Annotated in this window: 18 protein-coding genes; 9 read left to right on the forward strand and 9 right to left on the reverse strand. The window is 55.8% G+C overall.

From position 1 onward, the window contains the following. Window positions 1-5 precede the first annotated feature (5 nt). Window positions 6-1,415 (reverse strand): hypothetical protein, encoded by a 1,410-nt coding sequence (locus tag H6973_14210; GenBank protein MCP5126740.1) that lies wholly within the window; start codon window positions 1,413-1,415, stop codon window positions 6-8. A gap of 371 nt (window positions 1,416-1,786) precedes the next feature. Between H6973_14210 and H6973_14215 the strand changes: the two genes are divergently transcribed. Further along, a complete protein-coding gene (locus tag H6973_14215) occupies window positions 1,787-2,554 on the forward strand; it encodes a GntR family transcriptional regulator (protein ID MCP5126741.1) in 768 nt (255 codons plus the stop codon). Here H6973_14215 and H6973_14220 read toward each other — a convergent pair. Beyond that, entirely contained in the window at window positions 2,529-3,470 is a 942-nt protein-coding gene (locus H6973_14220) for a ribokinase (GenBank protein ID MCP5126742.1), read from the reverse strand. The genes H6973_14215 and H6973_14220 overlap by 26 nt on opposite strands. A 169-nt stretch (window positions 3,471-3,639) precedes the next feature. Between H6973_14220 and H6973_14225 the strand changes: the two genes are divergently transcribed. The 5 genes from H6973_14225 (at window position 3,640) to ald (ending at window position 8,707) form a co-directional block, all read left to right on the forward strand. Further along, a complete protein-coding gene (locus H6973_14225) occupies window positions 3,640-4,302 on the forward strand; it encodes a hypothetical protein (protein ID MCP5126743.1) in 663 nt (220 codons plus the stop codon). A 50-nt stretch (window positions 4,303-4,352) separates the two neighbouring features. Next, on the forward strand, window positions 4,353-4,520 hold the full coding sequence (locus H6973_14230) for a hypothetical protein (GenBank protein MCP5126744.1): 168 nt from the start codon (window positions 4,353-4,355) through the stop codon (window positions 4,518-4,520). A 116-nt stretch (window positions 4,521-4,636) separates the two neighbouring features. Further along, a complete protein-coding gene (locus H6973_14235) occupies window positions 4,637-5,758 on the forward strand; it encodes a hypothetical protein (GenBank protein MCP5126745.1) in 1,122 nt (373 codons plus the stop codon). Window positions 5,759-6,011: 253 nt separating this feature from the next. Continuing rightward, on the forward strand, window positions 6,012-7,292 hold the full coding sequence (locus H6973_14240) for a VWA domain-containing protein (protein MCP5126746.1): 1,281 nt from the start codon (window positions 6,012-6,014) through the stop codon (window positions 7,290-7,292). Window positions 7,293-7,588: 296 nt separating this feature from the next. Continuing rightward, window positions 7,589-8,707 (forward strand): alanine dehydrogenase, encoded by a 1,119-nt coding sequence (gene ald / locus H6973_14245; GenBank protein ID MCP5126747.1) that lies wholly within the window; start codon window positions 7,589-7,591, stop codon window positions 8,705-8,707. A 122-nt stretch (window positions 8,708-8,829) separates the two neighbouring features. Here the strand turns inward: ald and H6973_14250 are convergent, their stop codons facing one another. Continuing rightward, the gene (locus H6973_14250) at window positions 8,830-8,991 is read right to left on the reverse strand and encodes a hypothetical protein (GenBank protein ID MCP5126748.1); all 162 of its coding nucleotides are present in this window, start codon (window positions 8,989-8,991) and stop codon (window positions 8,830-8,832) included. A gap of 522 nt (window positions 8,992-9,513) precedes the next feature. Here H6973_14250 and H6973_14255 point away from each other — a divergent pair. Then, window positions 9,514-11,997 (forward strand): DUF4214 domain-containing protein, encoded by a 2,484-nt coding sequence (locus H6973_14255; GenBank protein MCP5126749.1) that lies wholly within the window; start codon window positions 9,514-9,516, stop codon window positions 11,995-11,997. A 554-nt stretch (window positions 11,998-12,551) separates the two neighbouring features. Beyond that, window positions 12,552-14,426: a potassium transporter Kup gene (locus tag H6973_14260; GenBank protein ID MCP5126750.1), complete on the forward strand. Its 1,875-nt coding sequence runs from the start codon at window positions 12,552-12,554 to the stop codon at window positions 14,424-14,426. A 132-nt stretch (window positions 14,427-14,558) separates the two neighbouring features. On the opposite strand, the gene H6973_14265 is transcribed toward H6973_14260, so the two are convergent. The 5 genes from H6973_14265 to H6973_14285 form a co-directional block, all read right to left on the reverse strand. Further along, window positions 14,559-15,785, reverse strand: a complete 1,227-nt coding sequence (locus H6973_14265) for a hypothetical protein (GenBank protein ID MCP5126751.1) — start codon at window positions 15,783-15,785, stop codon at window positions 14,559-14,561. Between the two features lie 4 nt (window positions 15,786-15,789). Beyond that, on the reverse strand, window positions 15,790-16,872 hold the full coding sequence (locus H6973_14270) for an AAA family ATPase (protein MCP5126752.1): 1,083 nt from the start codon (window positions 16,870-16,872) through the stop codon (window positions 15,790-15,792). Between the two features lie 36 nt (window positions 16,873-16,908). Further along, window positions 16,909-17,739, reverse strand: a complete 831-nt coding sequence (locus H6973_14275; protein ID MCP5126753.1) for a hypothetical protein — start codon at window positions 17,737-17,739, stop codon at window positions 16,909-16,911. A 96-nt stretch (window positions 17,740-17,835) separates the two neighbouring features. Beyond that, window positions 17,836-19,614, reverse strand: a complete 1,779-nt coding sequence (locus H6973_14280) for a DEAD/DEAH box helicase (protein ID MCP5126754.1) — start codon at window positions 19,612-19,614, stop codon at window positions 17,836-17,838. Window positions 19,615-19,740: 126 nt separating this feature from the next. After that, the gene (locus H6973_14285) at window positions 19,741-20,262 is read right to left on the reverse strand and encodes a DUF2062 domain-containing protein (protein ID MCP5126755.1); all 522 of its coding nucleotides are present in this window, start codon (window positions 20,260-20,262) and stop codon (window positions 19,741-19,743) included. A gap of 245 nt (window positions 20,263-20,507) precedes the next feature. On the opposite strand from H6973_14285, the gene H6973_14290 reads away from it, so the two are divergent. Further along, a complete protein-coding gene (locus H6973_14290) occupies window positions 20,508-22,550 on the forward strand; it encodes a lipase (protein ID MCP5126756.1) in 2,043 nt (680 codons plus the stop codon). Window positions 22,551-22,631: 81 nt separating this feature from the next. Here the strand turns inward: H6973_14290 and hemL are convergent, their stop codons facing one another. Continuing rightward, window positions 22,632-23,912: a glutamate-1-semialdehyde 2,1-aminomutase gene (hemL, locus tag H6973_14295; GenBank protein MCP5126757.1), complete on the reverse strand. Its 1,281-nt coding sequence runs from the start codon at window positions 23,910-23,912 to the stop codon at window positions 22,632-22,634. Window position 23,913 lies beyond the last annotated feature (1 nt).

The raw sequence follows: 23,913 nt of genomic DNA on the forward strand, positions 1-23,913 counted from the left end.
ACGCCTTAATGTACAAATGTAGGTTTGTGCCGATCATTCGGACCCGCGGGATCCTGTGCGAAGCTGGCAAGCAGACTTTCCAGATCCTGCCGCCGTCGCTCCAGGTCGGCAAATTTCCGGGGTGTAACGCCATCTACCGGATCCAGCACTTCAGTACCGGTCAGAAAACCGGATAACGCCGCCGGTTCCCCAAGGGAGTTCGGCAAAGCGTGTTGCTCGGGGAACCCGACATGCAGGAAGCCCGTGCCGGTCTCGTCCCGATGGCAGCCGCTGCACGTGTTGAGAGCAAAGAGGTGACGGGCATCGTTATTGATGATGCCGGCGGCGCTCCAGGGAATATTGTTAAAGGGTCCAATCAAAGGAGTGACGGTGAAGCTGCGGTTATCCACATCGGGAAACTCCACCAACTGGAACGGGCCAGCGGCAGATACGCTACCGAACCATTGGGGGTCCAGTTCGAAGGTATCGTTCAGCAACCGGCGTTCATTGGCATTGATCAGCGCCGCCAAAGTTTCGGTACCGTTGAGCGCATAGGTATCGGGCGTCAGCGCTACCGGTTGGAGACGCAACCGACCGGTGGCAAAATCGATGACAAACTCTCTTAACTCCCAAGGCAAACCCAACGCCACTTCATTGGTGCGGATCTGGGCGAGGGCGGAACCATTAGGCTTGTCCGGAGCCATATTTTTGTCGGTAAATCGGCGAGTAAGGGCCTCCAGCGCCGCATTGTAACCCTGACTGCCAGGCGTGAACCGACTTAGATCCGACCAGTCTTCCGCCCAATATCGCAGTTCGTCCATGGTCTCGGCGGGCAGCTTGTACTCGAAGATGACCGTGAATCCCCCTGGTGCGGTGCCGGCTGCTGGCGGCAACGGTAAACCATTCTTATCCAATACGCCGAAGATAAAACGACCTTCACCGGCGTTCTTTGCCTGACGTTGGTCATGCTCGCGCAGATCAATGCGACTCACGATCGCCAGAAGCTTAAAGGGCGCCTTGCGTAAATCCAGCCGCTGGCCGCCGCTGGCCTGCAACCAGGGTTCAATAACCAGCGGGCAGATATTCGGGCGGGCCGGCACCCGACTTCCATTAATCACCTGTTTCTGCTCCCAGTTTTCGAGCCAGCGCAGCGCAAATTCGGCAGGATCCTGTTCACCGGCCATCTGCTCGATCAAATGACGGAAGGTCCAGACACCGGGAATGTCGGTGGTGGGATCCGTTCGCACCGGGTCTTCCACCACGCCAAGATCGGTGATCAGGAGACTACGATCAATCTCGATACCCTGATGTGGCGGCTCAGCGGCTGGGTTTGGAGGAGGTGCGGGCGCGCGTTGATCGCTGTAAGCGAGCGGCATAATGATGGCGCTGGCCAAAAGACCTGCAATCAGGAGTTGGACCGTCGATGCTTGTTTCATAGATTGTTCTCCCGTAAATCCGTGATTTGCGCTAAACGATGTAGGCCAGCCGCCGTACTCGGATAGTACGGTGAATGATCGATCACTGGATCGCTCGACCTCATGCGCCAACTTACTGGAGCAACATGGAAAAAATACGGATGAAATGAGGAGGAATTGTGGAGATGACAGAATTAAATAGTACGATCAGTGAGGTGCGCCAGTGGGATTTCCGTCGTTGGGCAGACGCATCTGAAAATGATGCAGGAACATCCCCGACGTCGACAACTCCAAACCTTACCGGCAAGGGTCAGCCAGCGTCTACTGCCAGCTACAAGAACTGAGTAATAACTTGGTAGTCGAGTATCACGTTTCCTTAATCCAGGATCGCTATGAAGTCAGAGCAACTGATCGAACATTTAGTCCCCGACCGTGAAATAGCTGAACCCAGCTACCTGCAGGTAGCGCAGAAGCTGACTCAACTGATCGAATCGGGAGAGGTTCCGGCAGGCCAGAGTCTGCCCTCTGAACGGGTGTTGGCCGGAAAACTGCAACTCAGTCGCACGACAGTGCGCCGGGCCTACGATGAGCTGCGGGCCAAAGATTACTTGTCAACGCATGGCCGCACAGGTGTGGCGGTCAAGGCGCCGCCGCGTTTGTCGCCGCGCCTGGGCCGTCTCAAGGGGTTCACCGAGGAAATGCGGGAATTAGGCATGAAGCCGTCGACCCGCCTGATGGAGCGGGGCATTGTGACGGATCGCACCCTGTCCTCGCTGTTTGAGCGCCCGACCACCGCGCAATTCCTGCGCCTGGTGCGGGTACGGCTGGGCGATGGCACGCCGCTATCGCGAGAAGTCGCCTGGTATGATCTGAGCGCCGCCCCAGCGTTGGCTGAGTGGAATGTCGTGGGTTCGATCTACCAGTATCTCTATGAACATTGTGGCATCGCCTTGACCTGTGGCGAACAAACGATTGAGGCCGTCATGAGTTCCCCCACGGAAATGGCGGTGTTCGATTTCGCCGAACCCGGCCCTTGCCTGCTTCTGAAGCGCAAAACGTATAGCGCTTCCCGGCAAATGATCGAATATGTCGAAGGCACTTTTCGTGGAGATGCCTATGCTTACCGCCTCACGCTCAATCTGGAACAGCCGCTGTCATGAAAGTCTTCACTGCGGTACGCCGGGGCAGGCCGTCCAGGATGCCCTCGCGGGCGGCGATAAGCGCGCCGCAAGCATTGCCGATGCGCAAGGCTTCGATCAGAGGTAAATCCCGCATCAGCGACCATACCAATCCAGCACCAAAAGCATCGCCAGCACCGGCGGCGTCGATCTGCTGGATGGGGTAAGCGGGTTGGCTTATGACCGTACCCGCCTCATCGAGAGCGACGCAACCCGCATCAGCCAAGGTAACGACCAGCAACCGACCCTGCCAGCTCATTTGTCGGGCCAGGGTGGACAGTCGCTCAGACCAGTCTTTCGGTGTCAGCTTCTCCAGATCCGTTTGATCGAACATCAGCGCCGCTTCGCTGGCGTTGACCACCAGCACATCAGTCAGCGCCAGTAACTCGTTGTCGATTTGACGCCATGGTGAGGGATTCAGGTAGGTGTGCTTGCCGAGCCGGCGGGCTTGACGAAAAGCGTGCAGGATGGCCGAATCGGGAATTTCAAACTGCGCCACGACCCAATCCGCATGAACGAAGACCTCGCGCGCCTGCTCGACATGCTCGGCGGTCAGCAAGGCGTTCGCGCCAAGATGAGCTGCCAGAAAGTTGCAACCGTCCGGGGCAATGAAACCGACGCCATAACCGGAATGCGATCTCAAAGTTAAAACCCACGTAGTATCCATCCCTTCCTCAGCGAGTCGGTGCTTGACCGCCGCGCCCGCTTCATCCTTTCCCACTGCCATCAGCAAGTCCACGGTAACGCCCAAACGGTGCAGTCCTACGGCCAGGTTCAACCCTTTGCCACCGTGTTCCTGGAAGATGCGTGTAGCCACCAGGGATTCGCCAGCTAGCGGCAGGCGATCCACGTATAAGAAGTTGGCGTTTATGTAGTTGCCAAGCACGAAGGCGCGCACGGGTCTATCTCTATACTCTTTACAGTCAGATTGACAAAATGGTTTTTTATGGTATTAATATGGTTTATCCAAACGACACGTGTAGGATGCTGTTCGTGTATCGCCTCATTTTGTTAATGCCGTATGTTATTGGTGGTCGATAATAGACACTCGGGCTTAGGAGAGAAATATGGAAACTTTCCATCGTCACCGCGAACCGCGCACGGTCGAGACGACCCACGCCAAGCGGGATGATTCGATCAGGCCAAAAAAACCTACGCTCGGCGGGCGCATCGTCCAAATCGCGCTTGGACTGGTTGGATGCCATTATATCAACGGTGCCTATGGCGCGACGCCGGGTCATAACGATGGCGCTTCCTGTCGACCTGGCGGTGTTCAATTGGTTGCTGACTCCAAACGCCTTGATCCCATCAAGCAGGCGGATAAAAAAAAGGATTTGGCGGTTTTAGCTGCCCACACTTTCATCAAAGATGAAAAACGACACATCGAAAGATACTGCATTTGCGGCGGCAACTATCAAGGTTTCAAGGGAAGTTTCAAGGGTAGACCCGCTTCACCCTCTGACTGGGATCTCAATAATTATCTGAACTTCCCTCAAAGGCAAGCATCCGGCGGCCTGGACCAATTACTACGGACACTTTACCCCTCGCCGTGTTTACGGGCCAGCACCCGGTGGCGATATCGGCGGCAAGCTGATATGGGCACAATCTTGCCAGGGCATTCGCCATTTCGACTGTATCGGGTTTATCAACTACTGTCTGTCACCAAGCGACGGGCAAGAAAGCTCTCCAACTTGAAATCGCCCAGTGGCGCACGCCCAACCAACCCATGACGGGCTCGAAGGTTTACGACCTAAGCGTGGGACGTAAGCCCGAGATATTAATGGATGGCGATATTCTGGTGAAAGCCGACCATCACATCGCCTGGGTTGCGGCCAATGGAACCATCATCGAAGCGGCGGACACCGATCTTGGCGTCGTGGCGAAGGGCCGGTTTGAACTCGGGAAACCGTCCGGCGCTTGGACCCATTTGGTGCGTTTGCCGCTTTAGAGGTCACGAGGATTGCAGCAGTGCTTGACCGTTCCAACGGGTGTTTCATTTCCGTTTTATCCTTCTAATTTCTAAAGCCGGTTGTTCAGTAGTGCTACTAGCTTTGAGGTAATACAATGGCTGAAAATTGGTTTCGTGGAGAAGGGCTTAGTATAAAGCCTGCGAAGGCAGGCGGTGTTGATAATGACATCGGCGATGGAATGTATCTGACCGACAAGCTCGATGTTGCAAAGCAATATGCTCAGGAGCGCGCCAGCAGTCCAGACGATCGTCGTGTATATATGGTGAAGGTAGACACAACCCAAATACGCGTTCTCGACTTAACAAAAGATATGCGGTGGAAAAAACATATTAGTTTTATGAAGCCGCCTACCGATAGCTCAGGTAAATGGTCATCCATTGAATCTGAACTACAAGCGGGGAACGCCAGTCAGTACAGTAAACATTTTAAAAATTTTTTGGACGCGAATAAAATTAATCTGAATGATTATGACGCTGTTATTGGATACGAATATCGAAGTGGCGGCAAGCAGATGTGTATTTTATATAATAAAAATGGGCAACCATCATCGGTTCAGGTTAAGCTAAGAGCATCATTCATTCCTATCCATGCAGTGGCAACGCCGAAAACTCCTGTTGGCGCTCTTAGATTTACTGGAAAAATTGGTCCAGGATTGAAGATTGCTGGAGGTACATTTATCGTTGCTATTATCAATCTCTTATTAGCATGGTTACTTGGAAAAGTCATAGAAAAGCAGCAAGAAGAAGATTTCAAGAAGAAACTAGAAGCCTTGCGTCCAAAAATCGAAGTCGCTATCAAAGGTGAAAAACAAACTGCTCTAAAACTCTTGGTAGATGGAAAACCAGCTTATGCTACGGTGCGTATATCGGTAACTAATCAGGAGCATTATCAAGGCGGTGGGCTTGGCTATATGCCAACTGTTCCATCTGTAGAGTATGTAGATATGGAAATCACTAGCCAGGAAGAAAACAAACCGGATGGTGAGGAGAATGAGAGATTTTTAGCTCCTGGTGCAATGTTGACAAGAAGATTTTTTAAAATGTCCCTTCAATTGACCTTCGCTCTACAGGAAGTTGAATTATATCGCGCCTATCTAAAGGAAATCGAATGGTGCGAGTCACAGATCAAGATTGCCCCTTCTATACAAGATGCACAACGCCTCAGTCAGGACAGAAATAATTTAGTCAATCAGCTTTATGCAGCACTTTCTGACTAGTTTGGACGGTTTTGTACGATAGTTCTGAAAAATTGGTCTTTTCTAAACCAAATAGCTGCACCGTCAACTCGCCAAGAAATCGAGGTTTTTCGAGGTGCCCGGAAGGTAGTGTTGATCGTGGTATAGCCCAACTGGGTTCTTTGAATCACACTCCCCTGAAACTACCCATGCGACAGCGGCTATTCGCTTACTAGTTTGTCCAAAATCCCAGCTTCTTTCACCATTCCATCATCTCGCTCATGAGGCTAGTCCAATGAAGAAACGCATCCTAATCGCCGGTCTGATGCTGGCTCTTTGTGGATCAGGCAGCGTCCGCGCCAACGCGCCCACAGTCCTGTTCGTGCTGGACGGCTCGGGCAGCATGTGGGCCAAGGTCGGCGATCAGCCAAAAATCGACATCGCCAAAACGGTAATGACGGACATGCTCCATAAGCTTCCATCCGACGTGAACGCCGGGTTGATGGTGTATGGGCACAACCGCAAGGATGACTGCAACGATATTGCCCTGTTAGCACCCATCGGTAGCGATCGCGCCACCATCGTTCAGGCTTTGCACAATGTCAGCCCGAAAGGAAAAACGCCTTTGACCGGAGCGATCGAATTGGCGGCTTTACAGCTTCAACAGACGGAGGGCAGCGCCTCGGTGGTGGTGGTCAGCGACGGCAAGGAAACCTGCGAGGGCGATCCGTGTAAGGCGGCGCAGGCGGTGACCAAGACAGGAGCTAACCTGCGTATCCATGTGGTGGGCTTCGATGTCACGCCCGATGAGACGCAACAGCTCAACTGCATTGCTGAGGAAGGCAAGGGCAAATATTTCGCCGCCGCCAATGCCGAGCAATTAACGGTTGCCTTGGCGGAAGTGCGGAAGGAAGTGGTGGCGCCCCCGCCGCCGGTAGAGGTCGCGCAGACTGCGCCGCCCCCTTCCAAGCCCGCTGCCGAAGTGCTGTTTGAGGATCATTTCGACCGGGATGAGCTGGGCGAAATGTGGGAGGTTTTGAATCTCGACTCCAACCGACTCACTCTCTCCGATGGCAAGCTTTTAATTGTAGGCTCCAATGAAACCAGCAATCTTGCATTGGTGCAGCAGCCCTTTTCGGGAAACTTTGTGGTTACCGTCAAAATGGATACGCAAATAACAGAGAAAAACTGGGCAGGGTTGCTTTACTGGGTTGATGAAAAGAATCTGCTCTCCTTTGGGCTACAAGGTTACTGTTGTGCGATAGGTCGTCGGCCTACCTTCACAAAAGTGGTCAATGGGCAGGCGAACTCAATTAGATTCGGAGAATTCAGTGCAAAGATTGGAGATCGTGAACTCAAGGAGTTGGCCAATAATTCTGAAACTTGGTACCTGCAAATTGAGCGATCTGGCGTCAAATTTATCGCACGAGTTAGCGTTGACGGTAAAGACTGGACAGAGGCAGGCACACATACACTCCTGCAGAAGAACGGCAGAATAGGTGTATCCGCTAATTCTGGTGGAGGTATTGAAAATGCCGCTGAATTCGACGACTTCGTGGTGAAAGGGACGAAGTAGTCTGATGAAATCGGCTGATCCACGCCAGGTTCAGCCGGACCTCGCAGTAGAGATTAGCCTTGTCGCTTTGCAGATCAATGAAGGCTGCAATAGCAGGGACTTGGCTTGTCGCGCGCGCAGGCAGGGTTAAAGCCCAGTCTACCGATCTTGCTATCATCTTAAAGCTAGAACGCAAGCAGGTGACCCGATAACTAAATCCAGTACGTCGAAACAATGGCCAGGATCACTCAACAGGAAATAGCCTATTCTTTTGAAGATCGGCGCTTGTTAGCGATCCCATTGAGGAGGCTCAAACCATGTTGATCGGCGTACCCAAAGAAATCAAAGTCCATGAATACCGCGTCGGCCTGACCCCGGACAGCGTGCGCGAGTTTGTTTCCCACAGTCACCGCGTGCTGGTGGAAACCAACGCCGGGATCGGCATCGGCAGTTCAGACGATGACTATCAAGCCGCAGGCGCTGACATCGCGCCCACGGCTTCGGATATCTTTGCCAAAGCCGACATGATCGTGAAGGTCAAGGAACCACAAGCAGTCGAGCGCCAGATGTTGCGTCCCGGCCAGATCCTATTCACCTATCTGCATCTCGCCCCCGATCCGGATCAGACGCGCGATCTGGTCAACAGCGGCGCAATCTGCATCGCTTACGAAACCGTGACCGATGGCCAAGGCGGACTGCCGCTGCTGGCGCCGATGTCTCAGGTCGCGGGTCGGCTGTCAATTCAGGCCGGCGCGGTGGCGCTGGAACGGGCCAAGGGTGGGCGCGGCATCCTGCTGGGCGGTGTCCCTGGCGTGGCGCCGGCCAAGGTGGTGGTCATCGGCGGCGGCGTGGTCGGTGAAAACGCCATCTACATGGCGCTGGGCATGGCCGCTGATGTGACTGTCCTCGACCGAAATGTCGGCGTGCTGGCGCGCTTGGCGCGCCGCTTCGGCGCGGCGCTCAAAACCGTATATTCCACCCAGGCGGCGCTGGAAGAGTATGTGCTGCAAGCCGATTTGGTCGTCGGCGGCGTTCTGGTCGCTGGCGCGGAAGCGCCCAAACTAGTGACTCGCGATCTGGTGCGGCGGATGAAACCCGGTACGGTGTTGGTGGACGTTGCTATCGATCAGGGAGGGTGCTTCGAAACTTCACATCCTACCACTCATGCCGAGCCGACCTATGTGGTCGACGGAGTCGTGCATTACTGCGTCGCCAACATGCCAGGAGCGGTGCCCAACACATCGACTTACGCCCTCAACAACGTCACCCTGCCCTACGCCTTGGCGCTGGCTGACAAGGGCTATAAAAAGGCGTTGCTGGATAATCCCAATTTCCTGGAAGGTCTCAATGTCTGTCAGGGCAAGGTTACCTATAAGGCGGTTGCCGACGAACTCGGCTATGAGTACGTGGATCCGCGCGTTGCGCTCGCTGGTTGAACCCATCCTGATGCTATTGCGGCTTCGGCATGGCTTCAAGAAACATAGACCTCAATCCAGATGCTGGAAGAGAAGGAGATTTTTTAATGAATAGACTTGTTCATCAATAAGCATGATCTAACTCATTCAACAATAAATGAATTTTTGAGGTTCCAGAGACTAGCAACGGCAAAAATAAAGTCATCGGCTAATTGTGTCAGATGGTTTCTCAAACAGATTGTCAGTATGCGAAAAGCTTTCATCCCGCCGATCGCATGCTCGACAAGAACACGAACCCGGCCGATTTGACGATTTTCTCGCTTTTGTCGGCGTGTTAATCAAGAATCCGGATTCTTTTTCTATTTTCGTGGTTTTTTATGAGGAATGTGGATATGTTGAGCCGACGAATAATCTTTTTGTATGCCTTGATAGCCGAGATCAACTGAGGCTTCTGTGGATTCAAATCAATCTATTTCCGGATTTAATTCTTCTTTTAAGAGGTTCTTCGAGGGTTCTTTTGGAATTCGGCTTATCTGGGCGGTTCAGTCCCCAAGCTCGCTGAAATTGACCATACCGCTTTCCAGATTAATAGATTGGTGAGGCAGCCTCTTCCCAATCCGCCTAGCTCCACAAAAACCCTCGAAGAACCAATCTGAAAAGATCATTTCGTTAAGGCGCTAAGTATAAACCTGTCGTGAGGTATGGACAGAAAGTTGCAGATCCTGAACGATCCAGAACAGCCAGACTGCCAAAGGCGACCGTCGTCACAGTCGCGCGAGGTGATGCGGCTTTTTTCGGCTCAATCGATATAACCAAGAGTAATCGCTATGGCCTTCAGTAATAAAGCCCCATCGTTTTGGCTCATCAGCCTGATCTTCATGGCTGCTCTTTCCATCCTGCCTGCCACCGGGCGGGCAGCGGCGCCCGTTTACACGGATAGTCTGGCGTCAGGTTGGGAAGACTGGTCGTGGGGAGAGTTCACTCGCAACTTCACGAATCCAACCCCCACACATAGTGGCAACGCTTCGATTGCGGTCACCTATACCTCAGGTTGGAGCGGACTGCTATTAGGTCAAACCGCATCCATCGACATTATCGGCCTTGACACGCTGCGGTTCTGGGCGCATGGCGGGACCAGCGGCGGTCAGCCTGTCGATATCATGGTGTGCATTGCCCCCCAAACCTGTATGCAGTATGGCCAGATCGCGTTGCAGGCCAACACCTGGACCCAAGTGGACGTGCCAGTAACAGAACTCGGCAACAAGGTTTGGTCCATCACCTGGTTCAACAACAGCGACCACGCCCAGCCTACGTTTTATCTGGATGACATCGCGTTCGTTGCCTCGGGTACGCTGCCACCACTTCCCATGAGCGGCCCCGAGTTGAGTGTGGATGTCAGCACTGATCGGCATTCCATCAGCCCGTATATTTATGGGATGAATTATGGGGTGAGTTTTACCGATGGATCGCTTGAGGCGCTGGCGGCTGAATTGCGCCTGCCGGTGCGGCGCTGGGGCGGCAATTCGGCTACCCGCTATAATTGGCAGAACGACACGCACAATACCGGTAGCGACTGGTATTTCGAAAATATCAGAGAGGACAATTCCAACCCCGGTGCTCTACCCAATGGGTCGGCAGCCGATCGTTTTATCGAACAAGACCGCCGAACGCAAAGCAAAACGCTGATGACGGCGCCGCTTATTGGCTGGACGCCCAAACGAAGGCTGGAAGATCATCCGTATGATTGCGGTTTCAGCACTGACAAGTACGGCGCCCAGCAGAGTACCGATCCATGGGATTCCAAATGTGGTAATGGCATTGGTACTAACGGTGTACCGATAACCGGCAATGATTCCCACGACACCAGTAGCGAAGTCACCCCCGATTTTGTCACCGAGTGGGTTCAGCACCTGATCGACCGTTATGGAACCGCCGACCAAGGCGGGGTGTTGTTCTATAACCTGGATAACGAACCGATGCTGTGGAACACCGCGCACCGCGATGTGCATCCACAGCCGGTCTCCTATGACGAAATCTGGAATCTTACCCGTACTTATGCGGCGGCGATCAAGGCGACAGACCCCGGAGCTAAAACGCTCGGTCCGGTTGTGTGGGGCTGGATGGCGTACTTCTGGTCGGCCTTGGATGGGGTATCGAACAACAGCGATCGGTTGGCGCATGGCGATACCCCCTTCCTGGAGTGGTATCTACAACAAATGCGCGCCTATGAGCAGCAACAGGGGGTGCGGATTCTGGATTACCTTGATGTGCATTTTTATCCACAGGCCAATGGGGTTTACAGTACGAGCGCGGGTGATGGCAACACCCAGGCCCTTCGTCTGCGCTCCACGCGGTCGTTGTGGGATCCCACTTACACGGATGAGAGCTGGATCGGCCAACCGGTCTACCTGATTCCCCGCTTGCGCGAATGGGTCGCCAACTATTATCCGGGTACCCAGCTCGCCATCAGCGAGTACAACTGGGGAGCGCCAGGCTTCCTGAACGGCGCCTTGGCGCAAGCAGACATTCTGGGAATCTTTGGCCGTGAAAGGGTTGACCTGGCTACCTTGTGGGGTCCGCCAGAGTCCTCCCAGCCCGGCGCTATGGCGTTTCGGATGTACCGCAACTACGATGGCGTCGGCGGCATGTTTGGCAATGTCAGTGTGCATGCGGCCAGCACCAACCAGGATCAACTGGCGATCTACGCCGCCGAACAGGGTCCGACGTTGACGCTGATGATCATCAACAAGACGAAGGACGCGCTGATCAGCACGATCACGTTATCCGGATTCAACGCTGCCGCCGCGACCGGGAAGGTCTACCGCTATAGCGTCGCCAACCTGAACGCCATCGTTCGGGAAGCCGATCAAGTGGTGAGTGGAGCGGGATTCACGACTACTTTCCCTGCGTCCTCAATCACCCTTATCGCCGTCGCCGATTTCGCCGCCGCCGCCACTACACTGATCACCCACTACTACGTCTCCATTCTCGAACGGGAACCGGAACCGGACGGACTGGCGTTCTGGCAGGCACTGATAGCTGATACAGAGGCCCGGGGCGAGGATGTCAAGGATGTTTTTCGACGGATGGCGGACTTTTTCTTCAACAGCTCGGAATACGTTGCTCGGAACACGACCGATCGTCAGTTCATTACCAACTTGTATCTGACCTTCTTCCAGCGCGAGCCGGATGAGGAGGGACTGGCGTTCTGGCTGGATCGCCTGGCCCAAGGTGATCCTCGTAATGGCGTGATGACCTTCTTCCTGTATTCGCAGGAATTCCTGGACTTCATGCTCAAACTGGGATTCTGAGAGGCTGTAATAAAAATAAGTTGTTTATTTTATTGTTATAAATTTTAAAAAATTCATCAAAAAGGCTAAAATTTATTGGCTCTTCGAGGATTCTTGTGGAGTCGGCCAATTCGGGAGCGGTTCGCGGATCCAACCCTTTGATCTTGCAAAGGCAAGCCACGGCTTGGCGTACTGATCTTGGCCCAAAGGCCCACATTCCACAGAAACTCTCGAAGAGCCAAAGAGGTTCTTCGATACTGATTGTGGAATCAATGCTGCGATCTCCTGGACCACATACGGTCGATACCCCTTGAACCGCGCACTGGCGGGAACCCCGGTCAAGGGGACATTCTAGGTTTCGTTAATTACACAATTAAATCAATGCATTACAGCATAAAATTTTTGATAGCCTTTAGAAGCATAAGCTAGAGGCTTACCCGCAGAGAATGAGCATGTACTCGGACGGATTGCTTTAACTACCACCGCTGCTTATGATGCGCTGCATCATTATCTGTTCCGGCGATGGCCGCGGAACAGGCCGGGATTTGAAGAACAACAAGCCTGGAGATAGCGCGATGTCCGCAAGTGAACACAAAAGCCGTGCGTCGGCGTTGGTGGTCGGCGCCATTGGGGTCGTCTTCGGGGACATCGGCACCAGTCCCCTCTATGCCTTGAAGGAAACCTTCGCCGGGCATCACCCGATTGCGGTGGAACCGGCCAGCGTTCTGGGCGTGTTGTCACTGATCTTTTGGACCATTATGGCCCTGGTTACGCTGAAGTATGTGGCCATCATCATGCGCGCCGATAACCACGGCGAAGGCGGCAGCCTAGCCCTGCTGGCCCGCGTCACGGAGTTGACGAAGAACTCGCGCGCGACCTGGTTTGTCACCATGCTCGGCATCTTCGCCGCCGCGCTGTTCTATGGCGACAGCATGATCACGCCAGCCATTTCCGTGCTCAGCGCCGTCGAGGGGCTGGAGGTGGTCGCGCCGCAATTCAAGGAGTATGTGCTGCCGGTCACCGCGCTGATTCTGACCGGTCTGTTCTGGATTCAGCGCTATGGCACCGGCGCAGTCGGGCGCTTCTTTGGTCCAATCATGTGCGCCTGGTTCGGCGTGCTGGCGATCCTGGGCCTGATCCATATCTGGGAAGCGCCAGCGGTGCTTGCCGCGCTCAATCCGATCCATGCGTTCGAGTTTTTGGTCCGGCACCCCTGGATCAGCTTCCTCGCGCTGGGAGCGATCGTGCTGGCGGTGACCGGCGGCGAAGCGCTGTACACCGATATGGGGCACTTCGGTAAATTTCCGATTCGCGTCGCCTGGTTTGGCTTTGTGCTGCCGGCGCTGGTGCTGAACTACTACGGGCAGGGCGCCCTGTTGCTCAAGGATCCTGCCGCTATCCAGAATCCGTTCTACCTGCTGGCCCCCGGCTGGGCGCTGGTTCCGATGGTGTTGTTGGCCACGGCAGCGACAGTGATCGCCTCGCAGGCGGTGATCTCCGGCGCGTTTTCGGTAGCGCGGCAAGCCATTCAGCTGGGCTATCTGCCCCGGATGAAAATTGTCCACACCTCCCATCAAGAGGCCGGCCAGATTTACGTCCCGTTCACCAACTGGACGCTCTATCTGGCTGTGATGGCACTGGTGTTCGGCTTTCAATCCTCCAGCAATCTAGCGGCGGCCTATGGCATCGCCGTGACTGGTACGATGATGATCGACACCATTTTGGTTGCGTTTGTCGTGTTTCTCGCCTGGCGTTGGAATCCGTGGCTGGCCGCGCCCCTGCTCGGCGCGCTGTTGCTGATCGATTTTGCCTTTTTCTCCGCAAACGCCATTAAACTGTTGCAGGGCGGCTGGTTCCCCGTCGTTGTCGCGCTGGCGTCTTTCACCACGCTGACCACCTGGCGGCGGGGCCGGCAACTGCTGTTCCAGGAGATGGGCAATCTGACTATGCCTCTTGATCAGTTCATTCGGTCCATCCAAAAGGCGGCGCTGCAACGAGTCAACAGCAATGCCGTTTATCTGACCAGCCGTCCGGAAGGCGTGCCTTCAGCACTGTTACACAATATCAAGCACAACGAAGTGCTGCATGCCCGCAACATCCTGGTCACAGTCATGACCGCTGAAGCGCCCTATATCGCCGATGCCGACCGGCTCGAGGTCATCGATCTAGGTCACAGCTTTTACCGGGTGCTGGTGCGTTATGGTTTCATGGACCAGCCGGACATTCCTAAGGCGCTGGAAATATGCGGGAAGAAGGGACTTGCGTTCGATCTCAACAAGACCTCGTTCTTCCTCAGCCGGGAAGTGGTGGTGCCCAAGCTGACGCCGCCGATGATGTTGTGGCGCGAATTGTTTTTCATCTGGATGCTGCGTAATGCGCAAAGCGCGACCGACTTCTTCCGCATTCCCACCAACCGCGTGGTTGAACTGGGTACGCTGGTTGAGATTTAATACCGTTTCTCAATAGATTTTATGATTCAGAAGGGTAGGGCTGGTTAGGGCGCCAGCCCGTAACAAGCCGATTCAGCTGTAATTTCGTCGGGTTACGCTTCGCTAACCCGCCCTACGCGGGAAATATAAAACCTACTGAGAATTTGTATTATTTTTGAGAAACACTGCTCGTCCCCGCTTGCGCAACGGTGCGGCGCCGGCCTGATACGTCTTTTCGTCAATGAAGACCCAGAGTAACTGGACGTGCGGCGAGCGCGGCGAGCGTGGGGTAGGGGCAAAACCATCGGTGAAAATAATCACTCCGTCATAGCCGGGATGCGCGTCGACATAATCGATCACCGCGTTGAAATTGGTGCCGCCGCGTCCTGTGACTATGATCTCTCGACGCGCCTGCTTGAGCTTCAGGGCTTCGCCGTGGACCTCGGTATCGAAGGCAATCGCATCGATGCTGTCGATGCCGTACTGGAAAAAGCAGTTGACCAGCGAAAAGCCGAGCTGAATGTCCTCGTTGCTCATCGACCCGCTGACATCCACCGCCGCCAGCAGCCGGGTGGTGAAATCGTAGCGGCTGCCCATGTACTGAAATCCGTAACGCCGGCTGGGTTTCATTCGGGTTAAACGCCGTCGCCGCGACAAGATTGAGCGATGGAACAGACGCAGGATACTGCGATAATCCAGCCGTGGCTGGCGATTAGCCAGCACTCGCAGGCGGATCGCGCCCGGCAGCGTTCCCCAGCTCCGATTCAATTCCGCGTCGGTGACCCGCTCATCAATGCGGTCGCTGAACAGGTCGTCCTCGTCCCACTCCTGGGTGTTTTCCAGACCCACGCGGGGCGAATGGACGTAGTCGTCAAGCTGATCGGGCGCTGACCCTTCACCCCCGTCCTGTCGAGTCGGGGACGAAGGGCCCGCCCCTGCCGCAGGGAAAGATACCTGAGCCGAGGATGCCTGTTCCAGCAGGCGATGGTGATAGAACTCGTAGAATTGTTGGTCGTAATCGTGGTGACCGAAGACCTCCACCGCCTGGGGTAACGGCAACGGCAACGTTCCCAAATGTTCGCGCAGGGTCAGGTTGCTAGCCTGCCAGGCGATTTGCGGGGGCAACAGCCGGCGCGAATAGGGATGCTTCAACAGGATGCGCACTGCCTCACAGCGCATCACTGCTTCCAGTTCCGCTGGCGACAGGCTGTCGATAAACGCCGGGTTGTAGGCGATCACGCCCGACCCGACCCAGATCGTCGCGACTGGGGCGCTGGTCACGCGATGATCGTTCCACAGGCTGAACAGCAACGGTTCGGTCAGGAACCAGCGTTCCAGAATCCGCCCGATGCGTTCACGTGCCAGAGGCGCAGCGGCCATGCGCTCACCCCTTGATCCCAGCAATGTAATCGGTGAGCAACGTCAAAATCTCCACCGATCCCGAACAGAGCGCCATGGCGCGCTCGAATTTGGGGTTTTCCAGCAGCGAAGCGAAGTGCGCCAAGGCCTCGTTATGCCGGGCGGATTTGAGCATTTTCAGATAGGCCAGCAAGTTGCTCAACAGGGTTTTAGCATCTGGAACCGGCGGCTGGAGGCCGTGCAGCCAGAGTAGGAGACGCTCGTTGAGCTGAATCAGTTCGTGCAAGGCGAGTTTCTTCACTTGCGCCTGATGCTCGCGCCAACGCCGCAGCACCTGTTCCGAGGTCACCTGCTGGGTGGCGTCGAGATACTGCTGAAACGCGACCGCTGCTGCCGTGCCGACCATGCCGGCGATAGCCTTGATGTGCAGCCCGTCCAGCGCCACATGGGGCTGGATGAATTCGGCGACCCGCACCCAGGCGCGCCGATCCGGCGTTTTGGCCAAATCGGAAAAGCCCGCCAGATCCTCGGTGGTGCGCGCCCCGTCCAGATGAAACGACTGCTCGTGGATGAAATCGATCACCCGGCTATCTAGATCCTTCGCCCTGGCCCACAGCAGCCAGTCCTCAACGGTCGGAGCGAATTCGTAAAGGTTGAAGCGCGATACCAGAGCCGGGTCGAGCTCGGTCAACTGATATTCATCACCGTGGTTGATCGCGGCAACCACCCGACTGCCCGGCGGCAGGGATTTGCCGGCCAGTCGCCGGTTCAGCGCCAGGTCGTAAACCGCCTGGAGGATTTCGGGCCGCGCCCGGTTGAGTTCATCCAGAAACAGGACAATCGGCTCCTGACTAAGCGGCCACCAGTACGGCGGCAGAAACACCGAATGCCCGGTCTGTTCATCCTTGTGCATCAGGCCGATCAGATCGCCGGGGTCGCTCATCTGGCCTAGGAAGAAGCACTCGACCGGCAAACCCTGCTGCGCGTAAACGTCGCGGATCAGTTCGGATTTACCAATGCCGTGCTTACCGACCACCATGATGTTCTGGCGCGCCGGGGTCATTTTCAGAACCGCGACCAGTTCGTGGGCATCGAGACGAATCGCCAAAATTCCCCCTGCCTCTTTCAAAGAGAAACTGAATGGTTACGAAGATATCGAATCGACCTCGGGAGGTAGATCGGGTTCGATCCAGGAACCGGATCTATACCCGCATTGATGGGTCTTGAAGCGGATCCGACGCTGATGCAACGCCCGCAGGTTGACGATCATCTCGCGCAGTTGCGGCAGGGCATTCTCGAATTCGGTGAAGGGTACTGAGAGAGTAAGCTGATTGTTTTCGTCCAGCCGCACCTCGATCCTGATCAGGCGCGCTGAGGTGGCAATGCGGAAGGCGAACCGTTCCTCGTTAGCGATTTGTCGCACCTGCGCCTGGATCGCCTGGGTTTGCAAGTTGCGCACCTTGCTGGCTTTTCGTTGCTTGAAGGCGCGTTGCCGCAACCCGTCCAGGAACACCTTGAGCAATGCGCGCAGGGCCTCCGGACTGGCCAGATAGCGCAGTTCGTCCATCTTCAGCAGTGGATAGTAGTAGCCGTGCTCGCCAACCCGTTCGGGGGCGATGGCGACCTGATGACTTCCATCGCTCGCGTCGACCCAGTACAGGGGGACCACGACCGAGCGCCCCCAGTCGTAATAATACGAACGGCCATAGTTGTTATGGGGTTCGGACTCAATGGAAAGATGAATACAGCCGATCAACCGCGCGGGGATCTTCGCGGAGCAGTCGTCAGGGATGATCCATGTCGGTGATGAGCGCTCCTGATACGGCTCGAATCGCGGCGGGGGCGTCGTCAAATCGACCAGCAAGGGCTGGATCGCTTGCTCGGCCCATTCGCTCGGCGCGATGTCACGGACTACCCAGCCCGGCGTCTCTTGCGAATGTTGCTTGGCGATCTTTCTGCAGGTGTTTGGATGCATGGCGCACTGCATTATGATTCATAAAAATTACAAAAACTCCCCTTTATGTAAATGAAAACCCGCTAAAACTGTTCGGCTATAATAGCAGCCAAATAATCAATCCACCGTTGGTTGAGTCGAACGCCGGCGGTGGGATTTTCGTTCCACCGCCGGTTCCCGATGACTGGAACCTCTTTCGGCTTTAGGCTTTCCTGGTCGCTTCCGCTCAGGTTCGGCACCATCCAGGCGGCGGATGTTCAACATTTGTTGTCGCACCCGCACCCGCTTGAGGTGCTGGAAAATCTCCGGGGGCATCCCATCGGGGAGATCCACCGTGCTGTAGTCATTATGAATCTCGATACGCCCGATGTAGCGTCCCTCAATACCCGCCTCGTTCGCAATGGCGCCCATGATGTTCTGCGGCGTGGCCCCATGTTCGCGGCCTACATCAATCCGGTAGCGAATCTTGTCGAAATCAGCGGCATCCCGCGCAGATCGTTCGCCCCGGCTTGAACGCCCTTCACGGGTGGCCCGCCCCGGCGGTCTCGCGCGCTCCTTCTCCGCATCTTTGGGAATCGCGTCCTCGAACTGGAACGGGCGGTCGCGTTGCGCCAAGTAGGTCAGCGCCGAAGCAATATCATAGGCGCTCATTTCCTGTTCCCGTTCGATTTCGGTGATCAGTTCCTGGAAAAAACCGAGATCTTGGCTATTAAAGACTTCGCCAACCTGCTGCTTGAACTGAGCCAGCCGGTGGCCGGTAATCGCCTCGGGCGTCGGCAACGGCATGCGTTCAATCGGTTGCCGGGTGGCTTTTTCAATCGCGCGCAACAAACGTAGTTCGCGAGGCGCAATAAAAAGAATCGCATCGCCCGCTCGTCCCGCCCGTCCGGTGCGACCAATACGATGGATATAGGCTTCGGTATCGTAGGGAATGTCGTAATTAATCACGTGACTGATACGTTGTACATCCAGCCCGCGTGCTGCGACGTCGGTGGCGACGACAATGTCGAGACTGCCACCGCGCAATTGTTCGATAGTTTTTTCGCGCAGAGCCTGGGTCATGTCGCCATGCAGGGCGGCGCTCGGATAACCACGCGCTTCCAGGCGTTCCGCCAGCTCAGTAGCAGCAATCTTGGTGCGCACGAAAATCAGAATCGCATCGGCGTCTTCGACTTCCAGAACCCGGGTCAGGGCATCAAGCTTGTGTTGAGCGCCGACCTGACAATAACGCTGCCGAACCGTGGCGACTGTGGCGGTGCGGGTTTCGATCTTGACTTCATGGGGATCGCGCAAATGACGGTGCGCGACCCGGCGGATGGGTTCGGGCATGGTGGCCGAGAACAGCGCGACCTGCTTTTCCGCTGGCGTTTGTTCGAGAATCCAGTCCACATCGTCGATGAAACCCATGCGTAGCATTTCATCAGCCTCATCCAATACAACGGTGCGCAGCGCCGCCAGGGACAGAGTTTCCCGGCGCAGATGATCCATGACCCGGCCCGGCGTGCCGACGACAACATGTACGCCACGGCGCAGGTGACGGAGTTGCAGACTCATGCTTTGGCCGCCATAAATCGGCAGCACATGAAATCCAGGGATATGGCGAGCATAGCCCTGGAAAGCTTCCGCGACCTGGATGGCCAATTCACGAGTCGGCGTTAGCACCAGCGCCTGCGGCTCCCGGCTGCTTAAACTCAACTTTTCCAGGATGGGCAGGGCGAACGCCGCGGTCTTGCCGGTGCCGGTCTGGGCCTGGCCCAGCACATCGCAACCGTCCAGCATGGGGGGAATGGTTGCGGCCTGAATGGGTGAGGGCGCCTCGTAACCCAGTTCCTTGAGGGTTTCCAACAGAGGAGGGGACAGCACGAGCTGTTCAAAACGTTCAATGAGAGATGACATGCAGCGTATTACCTGAATGAAAAAATCGGCGGCGCATCAAAACCAGCCGGCCTGAACGAAACTGAGGAATGGTACAACTTTTTCGATGGCGCTGTGAGGCGGGTTTTAGTCAGCCCAATTGGAGATTCAACCCGAACAAACCACAATCCGGTGGCGGCGGCGGAATTTGTTGATGATGTGCCAGCGCCAAAGCAGATGGGCAATGATAAAGGTCAGGGTGCTGGCGATCACCGCCGTGGTCATTGAACCGACAAGCAACGGCCAGCCGATATCGCCTGCCCTGCGCAGCAACCATGCCAGCGTAGGTTCAAAAGTCCAGTCCAGCGGTGGCCGACCCAGCAACCAGGCGCCAAACTGGTAACAAGCGAACATAACCGGTGGAATCGTCAGCGGATTAGTGATCCATACCATGGCCACCGCCACCGGCAGATTGAAGCGCATCAACGCAGCGGCAGTGGCGGCCAGCAACATTTGCCAGGGAACCGGAACGAACGCGAAAAACATACCGGCGGTTAATCCGCGCACGGTCGAGCGGCGACTAAAATGCCAAAGACGGGGATCGTGCAACAGGTCACCGAGGAAGCGCAAATTCCTGTGTGTGCGCAACTGATGGCAATCCGGTAAATAACGCTGTAGAAACGGCTTCATGGCGACGCTCGACCAGGAATTGGCGGAAATGCGGCTAATAGGACTATGAACTCATCTGAAAATTCAGATGATGACCTCTGAAGATTAAACTGGTCTGCTCAGTATAGCCAATGTCGTCAAAGTCAAAACGGACCAGAGTATCTATACTTTATATCAGTCGCTCCAAAAAAACCGACAAACATTGAGATTTCTATTGGGCAAACTACCCGAGTTTCCCTGCTCGACCACTGTCGTAGAGTACCGCCATGCAAAGTTCAATAAAAACCTTCCGGCTTGTCCCCCTGTGTCTTGCCCTGGGTTTGACTGTGGTTCATCCGATCCAGGCCGCGACCCGCCCTGATTTTTACGCAAAATTCAATCCCGCTACTAGCGAGCTTCCCTTCCCGACCAATCTATTATTCAGCGGTTCGACCGACGGTACACTGAATATTCCGGTTCCCGATCCCGATAATTCAGCAGATCCACGTCTTGCGTTGAACGCTCTAGACGGATTTTCCACCGTCGCGCCGCTGACCGCACAATTCTCCAGTACTCTGAATGCGGACACTGTTCAGGCCGGCGATACGGTGCGGGTGTTCGAAGTGGATCTGGTCAATCCGTTCCTGGACCCGACGCATCCTGGAGCGTTCCAGATCACCGCGGTTAAACGCGAATTGCAGGCTGATGAGGATTACAGCGTTAATTTGTTGCCGCAAGATCCGGATCAGACCACGCTGAATATCCATCCGTTGCGCCCGTTAACGCCAAAAACCGGTTATCTGGCCGTACTCACCAGGGGCATCGAAGATCGCAGCGGTTTCGAGGCGTCACCCTCGCCCACCTATGCGCTCACTCAGCGGACGAGTCCTCTCGTGGACGCCAATGGTCAAAGCGTGATTCCGGGTCTGAGCAACGCCGAGGCCCAGGCGCTGGAGCCTTTGCGGCAATTGACTAACAACCAGGAAAACGCCGCCGCCAGTCAGGGCGTGGCCCGCAGCAGCATCGTGCTGAGCTGGACGTTCATGACCCAGTCCATTGATGATGCGTTCACGGCTCTGCGTGAGGATCTCAAGCCCATAGGTATGACAGTGCAGCCGACCGGCGCGACCACGGTGGCGCTTGGCCTAGGCTTGCCCGGTTTCTCCGACATTTACGCTGGCGCGCTGGCGATTCCTTATTACCTGAACAAAGAGCAACCATTGAGCGGCTCCTGGCAAACCGCTGAAGGCGGTGCTGTCACGCGCTACAACCCGTTGCCGGCAGCGACTGCGACCCTGCAAATCCCGGTGCTGATGACCGTGCCCAACGCCAGGAGCGGGCAGCGCAAACCGGCGCGCGGATGGCCAGTAGTGATCTTCCAGCATGGCATCACCCGCAATCGCACCGATCTGTTCGCGGTTGCTGATGCGCTGTCGTTCGCCGGGTTCGCAGCCGTCGCGATTGATCTACCCTTGCATGGCGTCACGGATGTCAATAATCCGTTTTACCTGCCAGGCATAGAGCGCACGTTTGATCTGGATTTGGTCAATAACGAAACGGGCGCGCCTGGCCCGGATGGCGTGATTGACGCCTCTGGCAGTTACTTTATTAACTTGCAAAGCATGTTGACTACCCGGGACAATCTGCGTGAAAGCGCTCAGGATTTGCGACAACTGACGGCAACCCTGCCTCTCATCGACCTGAACAGCGATCAACAACCGGATTTGGACGCCAGACGACTGCAATTCGTCGGGCATTCGCTTGGCGGTATTGTGGGGGGAACTTTTTTGGGTATCGAGAATGCAGTGACCAGCGCAACCTTGGCCATGCCAGGCGGCGGCCTGCCAAAATTGCTCGATGGCTCCGCAACATTTGGACCGCGCATTGCCGCCGGTTTGGCCAATGCCGGGTTGATCAAGGGTACGCCTGAATATGAATCCTACATCAACAGTTACCAAACCGCCGTGGATGCCGGTGATCCGATCAATTACGGCGCTGAAGCAGCCCGCCTGCATCCCATCTATCTGATTGAAGTCGTCGGCAGCACTGGCTCGCTGCCTGATCAGGTGATACCCAATACCGTCGCAGACGCGCCGCTATCCGGGACCGAACCGCTGGCACGGATCATGGGTTTGCAATCCATCAGCCGCTCGGCATGGAATGACCAGGGTCTGCGCGCCATTGTGCGCTTTACCGAAGGCGATCACAGTTCGATCATCAGCCCCGCCGCCTCTTTTGGGGCTACGGCGGAAATGCAGGGTCAGATGATCGACTTCTTGCAAAGCGAAGGAACGGAGCTGGAGGTGATTTATCGGCCCGTGGTGAAATAGCTGACCCGTTGAATATTTGATTTTCATCAGATTGTGGCGATGATTCGCTCAGACAGTGGGGCACAGGATGCGCCCCATCCACTATATGTGCGCGAATACCTGCCGGGCGGCGAGGACCGTAGCATCAATATCCTCTTCGGTGTGCGCCGAGGACATAAACCCAGCCTCGAACGCGGACGGTGCGAAATAGACGCCTTCGGCCAACATGCCATGGAAGAAAGTCTTGAATCGCTGAATGTCGCAAGCCACTGCCTGAGCATAACTGGCGACGGGTTCGGTGGAAAAAAATAACCCGAACATTCCGCCAACATGATTCATGGTGAGCGGCACACCGTTTTCACTGGCTGCCGCAGTCAACTCTTTGCACAATTGCTCGGTTTTGGCAGCGAGTTGGTCATGAAAACCGGGCATTGAAATCAAGTCCAGGGTCACCAGACCGGCGGTCATGGCGACTGGATTGCCGGACAGGGTGCCAGCCTGGTAGATCGGCCCGAGCGGCGCCAGTTTTTCCATGATGTCCCGGCGACCGCCAAAGGCGCCCACCGGCATTCCGCCGCCAATGATTTTGCCAAGCGTGGTCAGGTCCGGCTTGACCTTGTACAACTCCTGCGCGCCGCCACGCGCCACCCGGAATCCTGTCATCACCTCGTCAAAAATCAGCACGGTTTGATAGCGGTCGCAAATCTGCCGCAATCCAGCCAGGAAGCCGTGCGTCGGAGGAATACAGTTCATATTGCCGGCTACCGGTTCAACAATCACCGCGGCGATTTCCTCGCCCATTTCGGAAAAGACCTGACGAACTTGCAGCAGATCGTTATAGGTCAAGGTCACGGTGTAAGCCGCTAACGCCGTCGGTACGCCCGGCGAGGTCGGTACGCCCAAGGTCAGCGCTCCGGAACCCGCCTTGACCAGCAGGGAATCGGAGTGGCCGTGGTAGCAGCCCTCAAACTTGACAATCCGGTTGCGTCCGGTGAACCCGCGCGCCAGGCGGATCGCGCTCATGGTCGCCTCGGTGCCGGAGTTGCACATCCGCACCAATTCCATGGAAGGCATCAATTCCTGAATCCGCGCAGCCATGACTGTTTCAATCTCGGTCGGCGCGCCGAAACTCAGGCCGCGACTAGCGGCTTCCCGCACGGCGCGGATCACCGCCGGATGAGCATGGCCGAGGATCATGGGTCCCCAGGAACCGACATAGTCGAGATAGCGTTTGTCATCTTCATCATACAGATAAGCGCCTTCCCCCCGCTTAAAGAAGATGGGCGCGCCGCCGACGCCGCGAAAGGCGCGGACCGGCGAGTTGACGCCTCCGGGAATGTAGCGTTGGGCTTCAGCAAATAATTGTTCGGAACGAGTCGTCATC

This window comes from Gammaproteobacteria bacterium, from assembly GCA_024235095.1.
Classification (GTDB): domain Bacteria; phylum Pseudomonadota; class Gammaproteobacteria; order Competibacterales; family Competibacteraceae; genus UBA2383.

What these genes read in the sequence shown, in the direction of transcription:
- H6973_14210 (MCP5126740.1), bottom strand. Translation starts at nt 1,415, where the DNA reads ATGAAACAAGCATCGACGGTCCAACTCCTGATTGCAGGTCTTTTGGCC.
- H6973_14215 (MCP5126741.1), top strand. Translation starts at nt 1,787, where the DNA reads ATGAAGTCAGAGCAACTGATCGAACATTTAGTCCCCGACCGTGAAATA.
- H6973_14225 (MCP5126743.1), top strand. Translation starts at nt 3,640, where the DNA reads ATGGAAACTTTCCATCGTCACCGCGAACCGCGCACGGTCGAGACGACC.
- H6973_14230 (MCP5126744.1), top strand. Translation starts at nt 4,353, where the DNA reads ATGGATGGCGATATTCTGGTGAAAGCCGACCATCACATCGCCTGGGTT.
- H6973_14235 (MCP5126745.1), top strand. Translation starts at nt 4,637, where the DNA reads ATGGCTGAAAATTGGTTTCGTGGAGAAGGGCTTAGTATAAAGCCTGCG.
- H6973_14240 (MCP5126746.1), top strand. Translation starts at nt 6,012, where the DNA reads ATGAAGAAACGCATCCTAATCGCCGGTCTGATGCTGGCTCTTTGTGGA.
- ald (MCP5126747.1), top strand. Translation starts at nt 7,589, where the DNA reads ATGTTGATCGGCGTACCCAAAGAAATCAAAGTCCATGAATACCGCGTC.
- H6973_14255 (MCP5126749.1), top strand. Translation starts at nt 9,514, where the DNA reads ATGGCCTTCAGTAATAAAGCCCCATCGTTTTGGCTCATCAGCCTGATC.
- H6973_14260 (MCP5126750.1), top strand. Translation starts at nt 12,552, where the DNA reads ATGTCCGCAAGTGAACACAAAAGCCGTGCGTCGGCGTTGGTGGTCGGC.
- H6973_14265 (MCP5126751.1), bottom strand. Translation starts at nt 15,785, where the DNA reads ATGGCCGCTGCGCCTCTGGCACGTGAACGCATCGGGCGGATTCTGGAA.
- H6973_14275 (MCP5126753.1), bottom strand. Translation starts at nt 17,739, where the DNA reads ATGCATCCAAACACCTGCAGAAAGATCGCCAAGCAACATTCGCAAGAG.
- H6973_14280 (MCP5126754.1), bottom strand. Translation starts at nt 19,614, where the DNA reads ATGTCATCTCTCATTGAACGTTTTGAACAGCTCGTGCTGTCCCCTCCT.
- H6973_14285 (MCP5126755.1), bottom strand. Translation starts at nt 20,262, where the DNA reads ATGAAGCCGTTTCTACAGCGTTATTTACCGGATTGCCATCAGTTGCGC.
- H6973_14290 (MCP5126756.1), top strand. Translation starts at nt 20,508, where the DNA reads ATGCAAAGTTCAATAAAAACCTTCCGGCTTGTCCCCCTGTGTCTTGCC.
- hemL (MCP5126757.1), bottom strand. Translation starts at nt 23,912, where the DNA reads ATGACGACTCGTTCCGAACAATTATTTGCTGAAGCCCAACGCTACATT.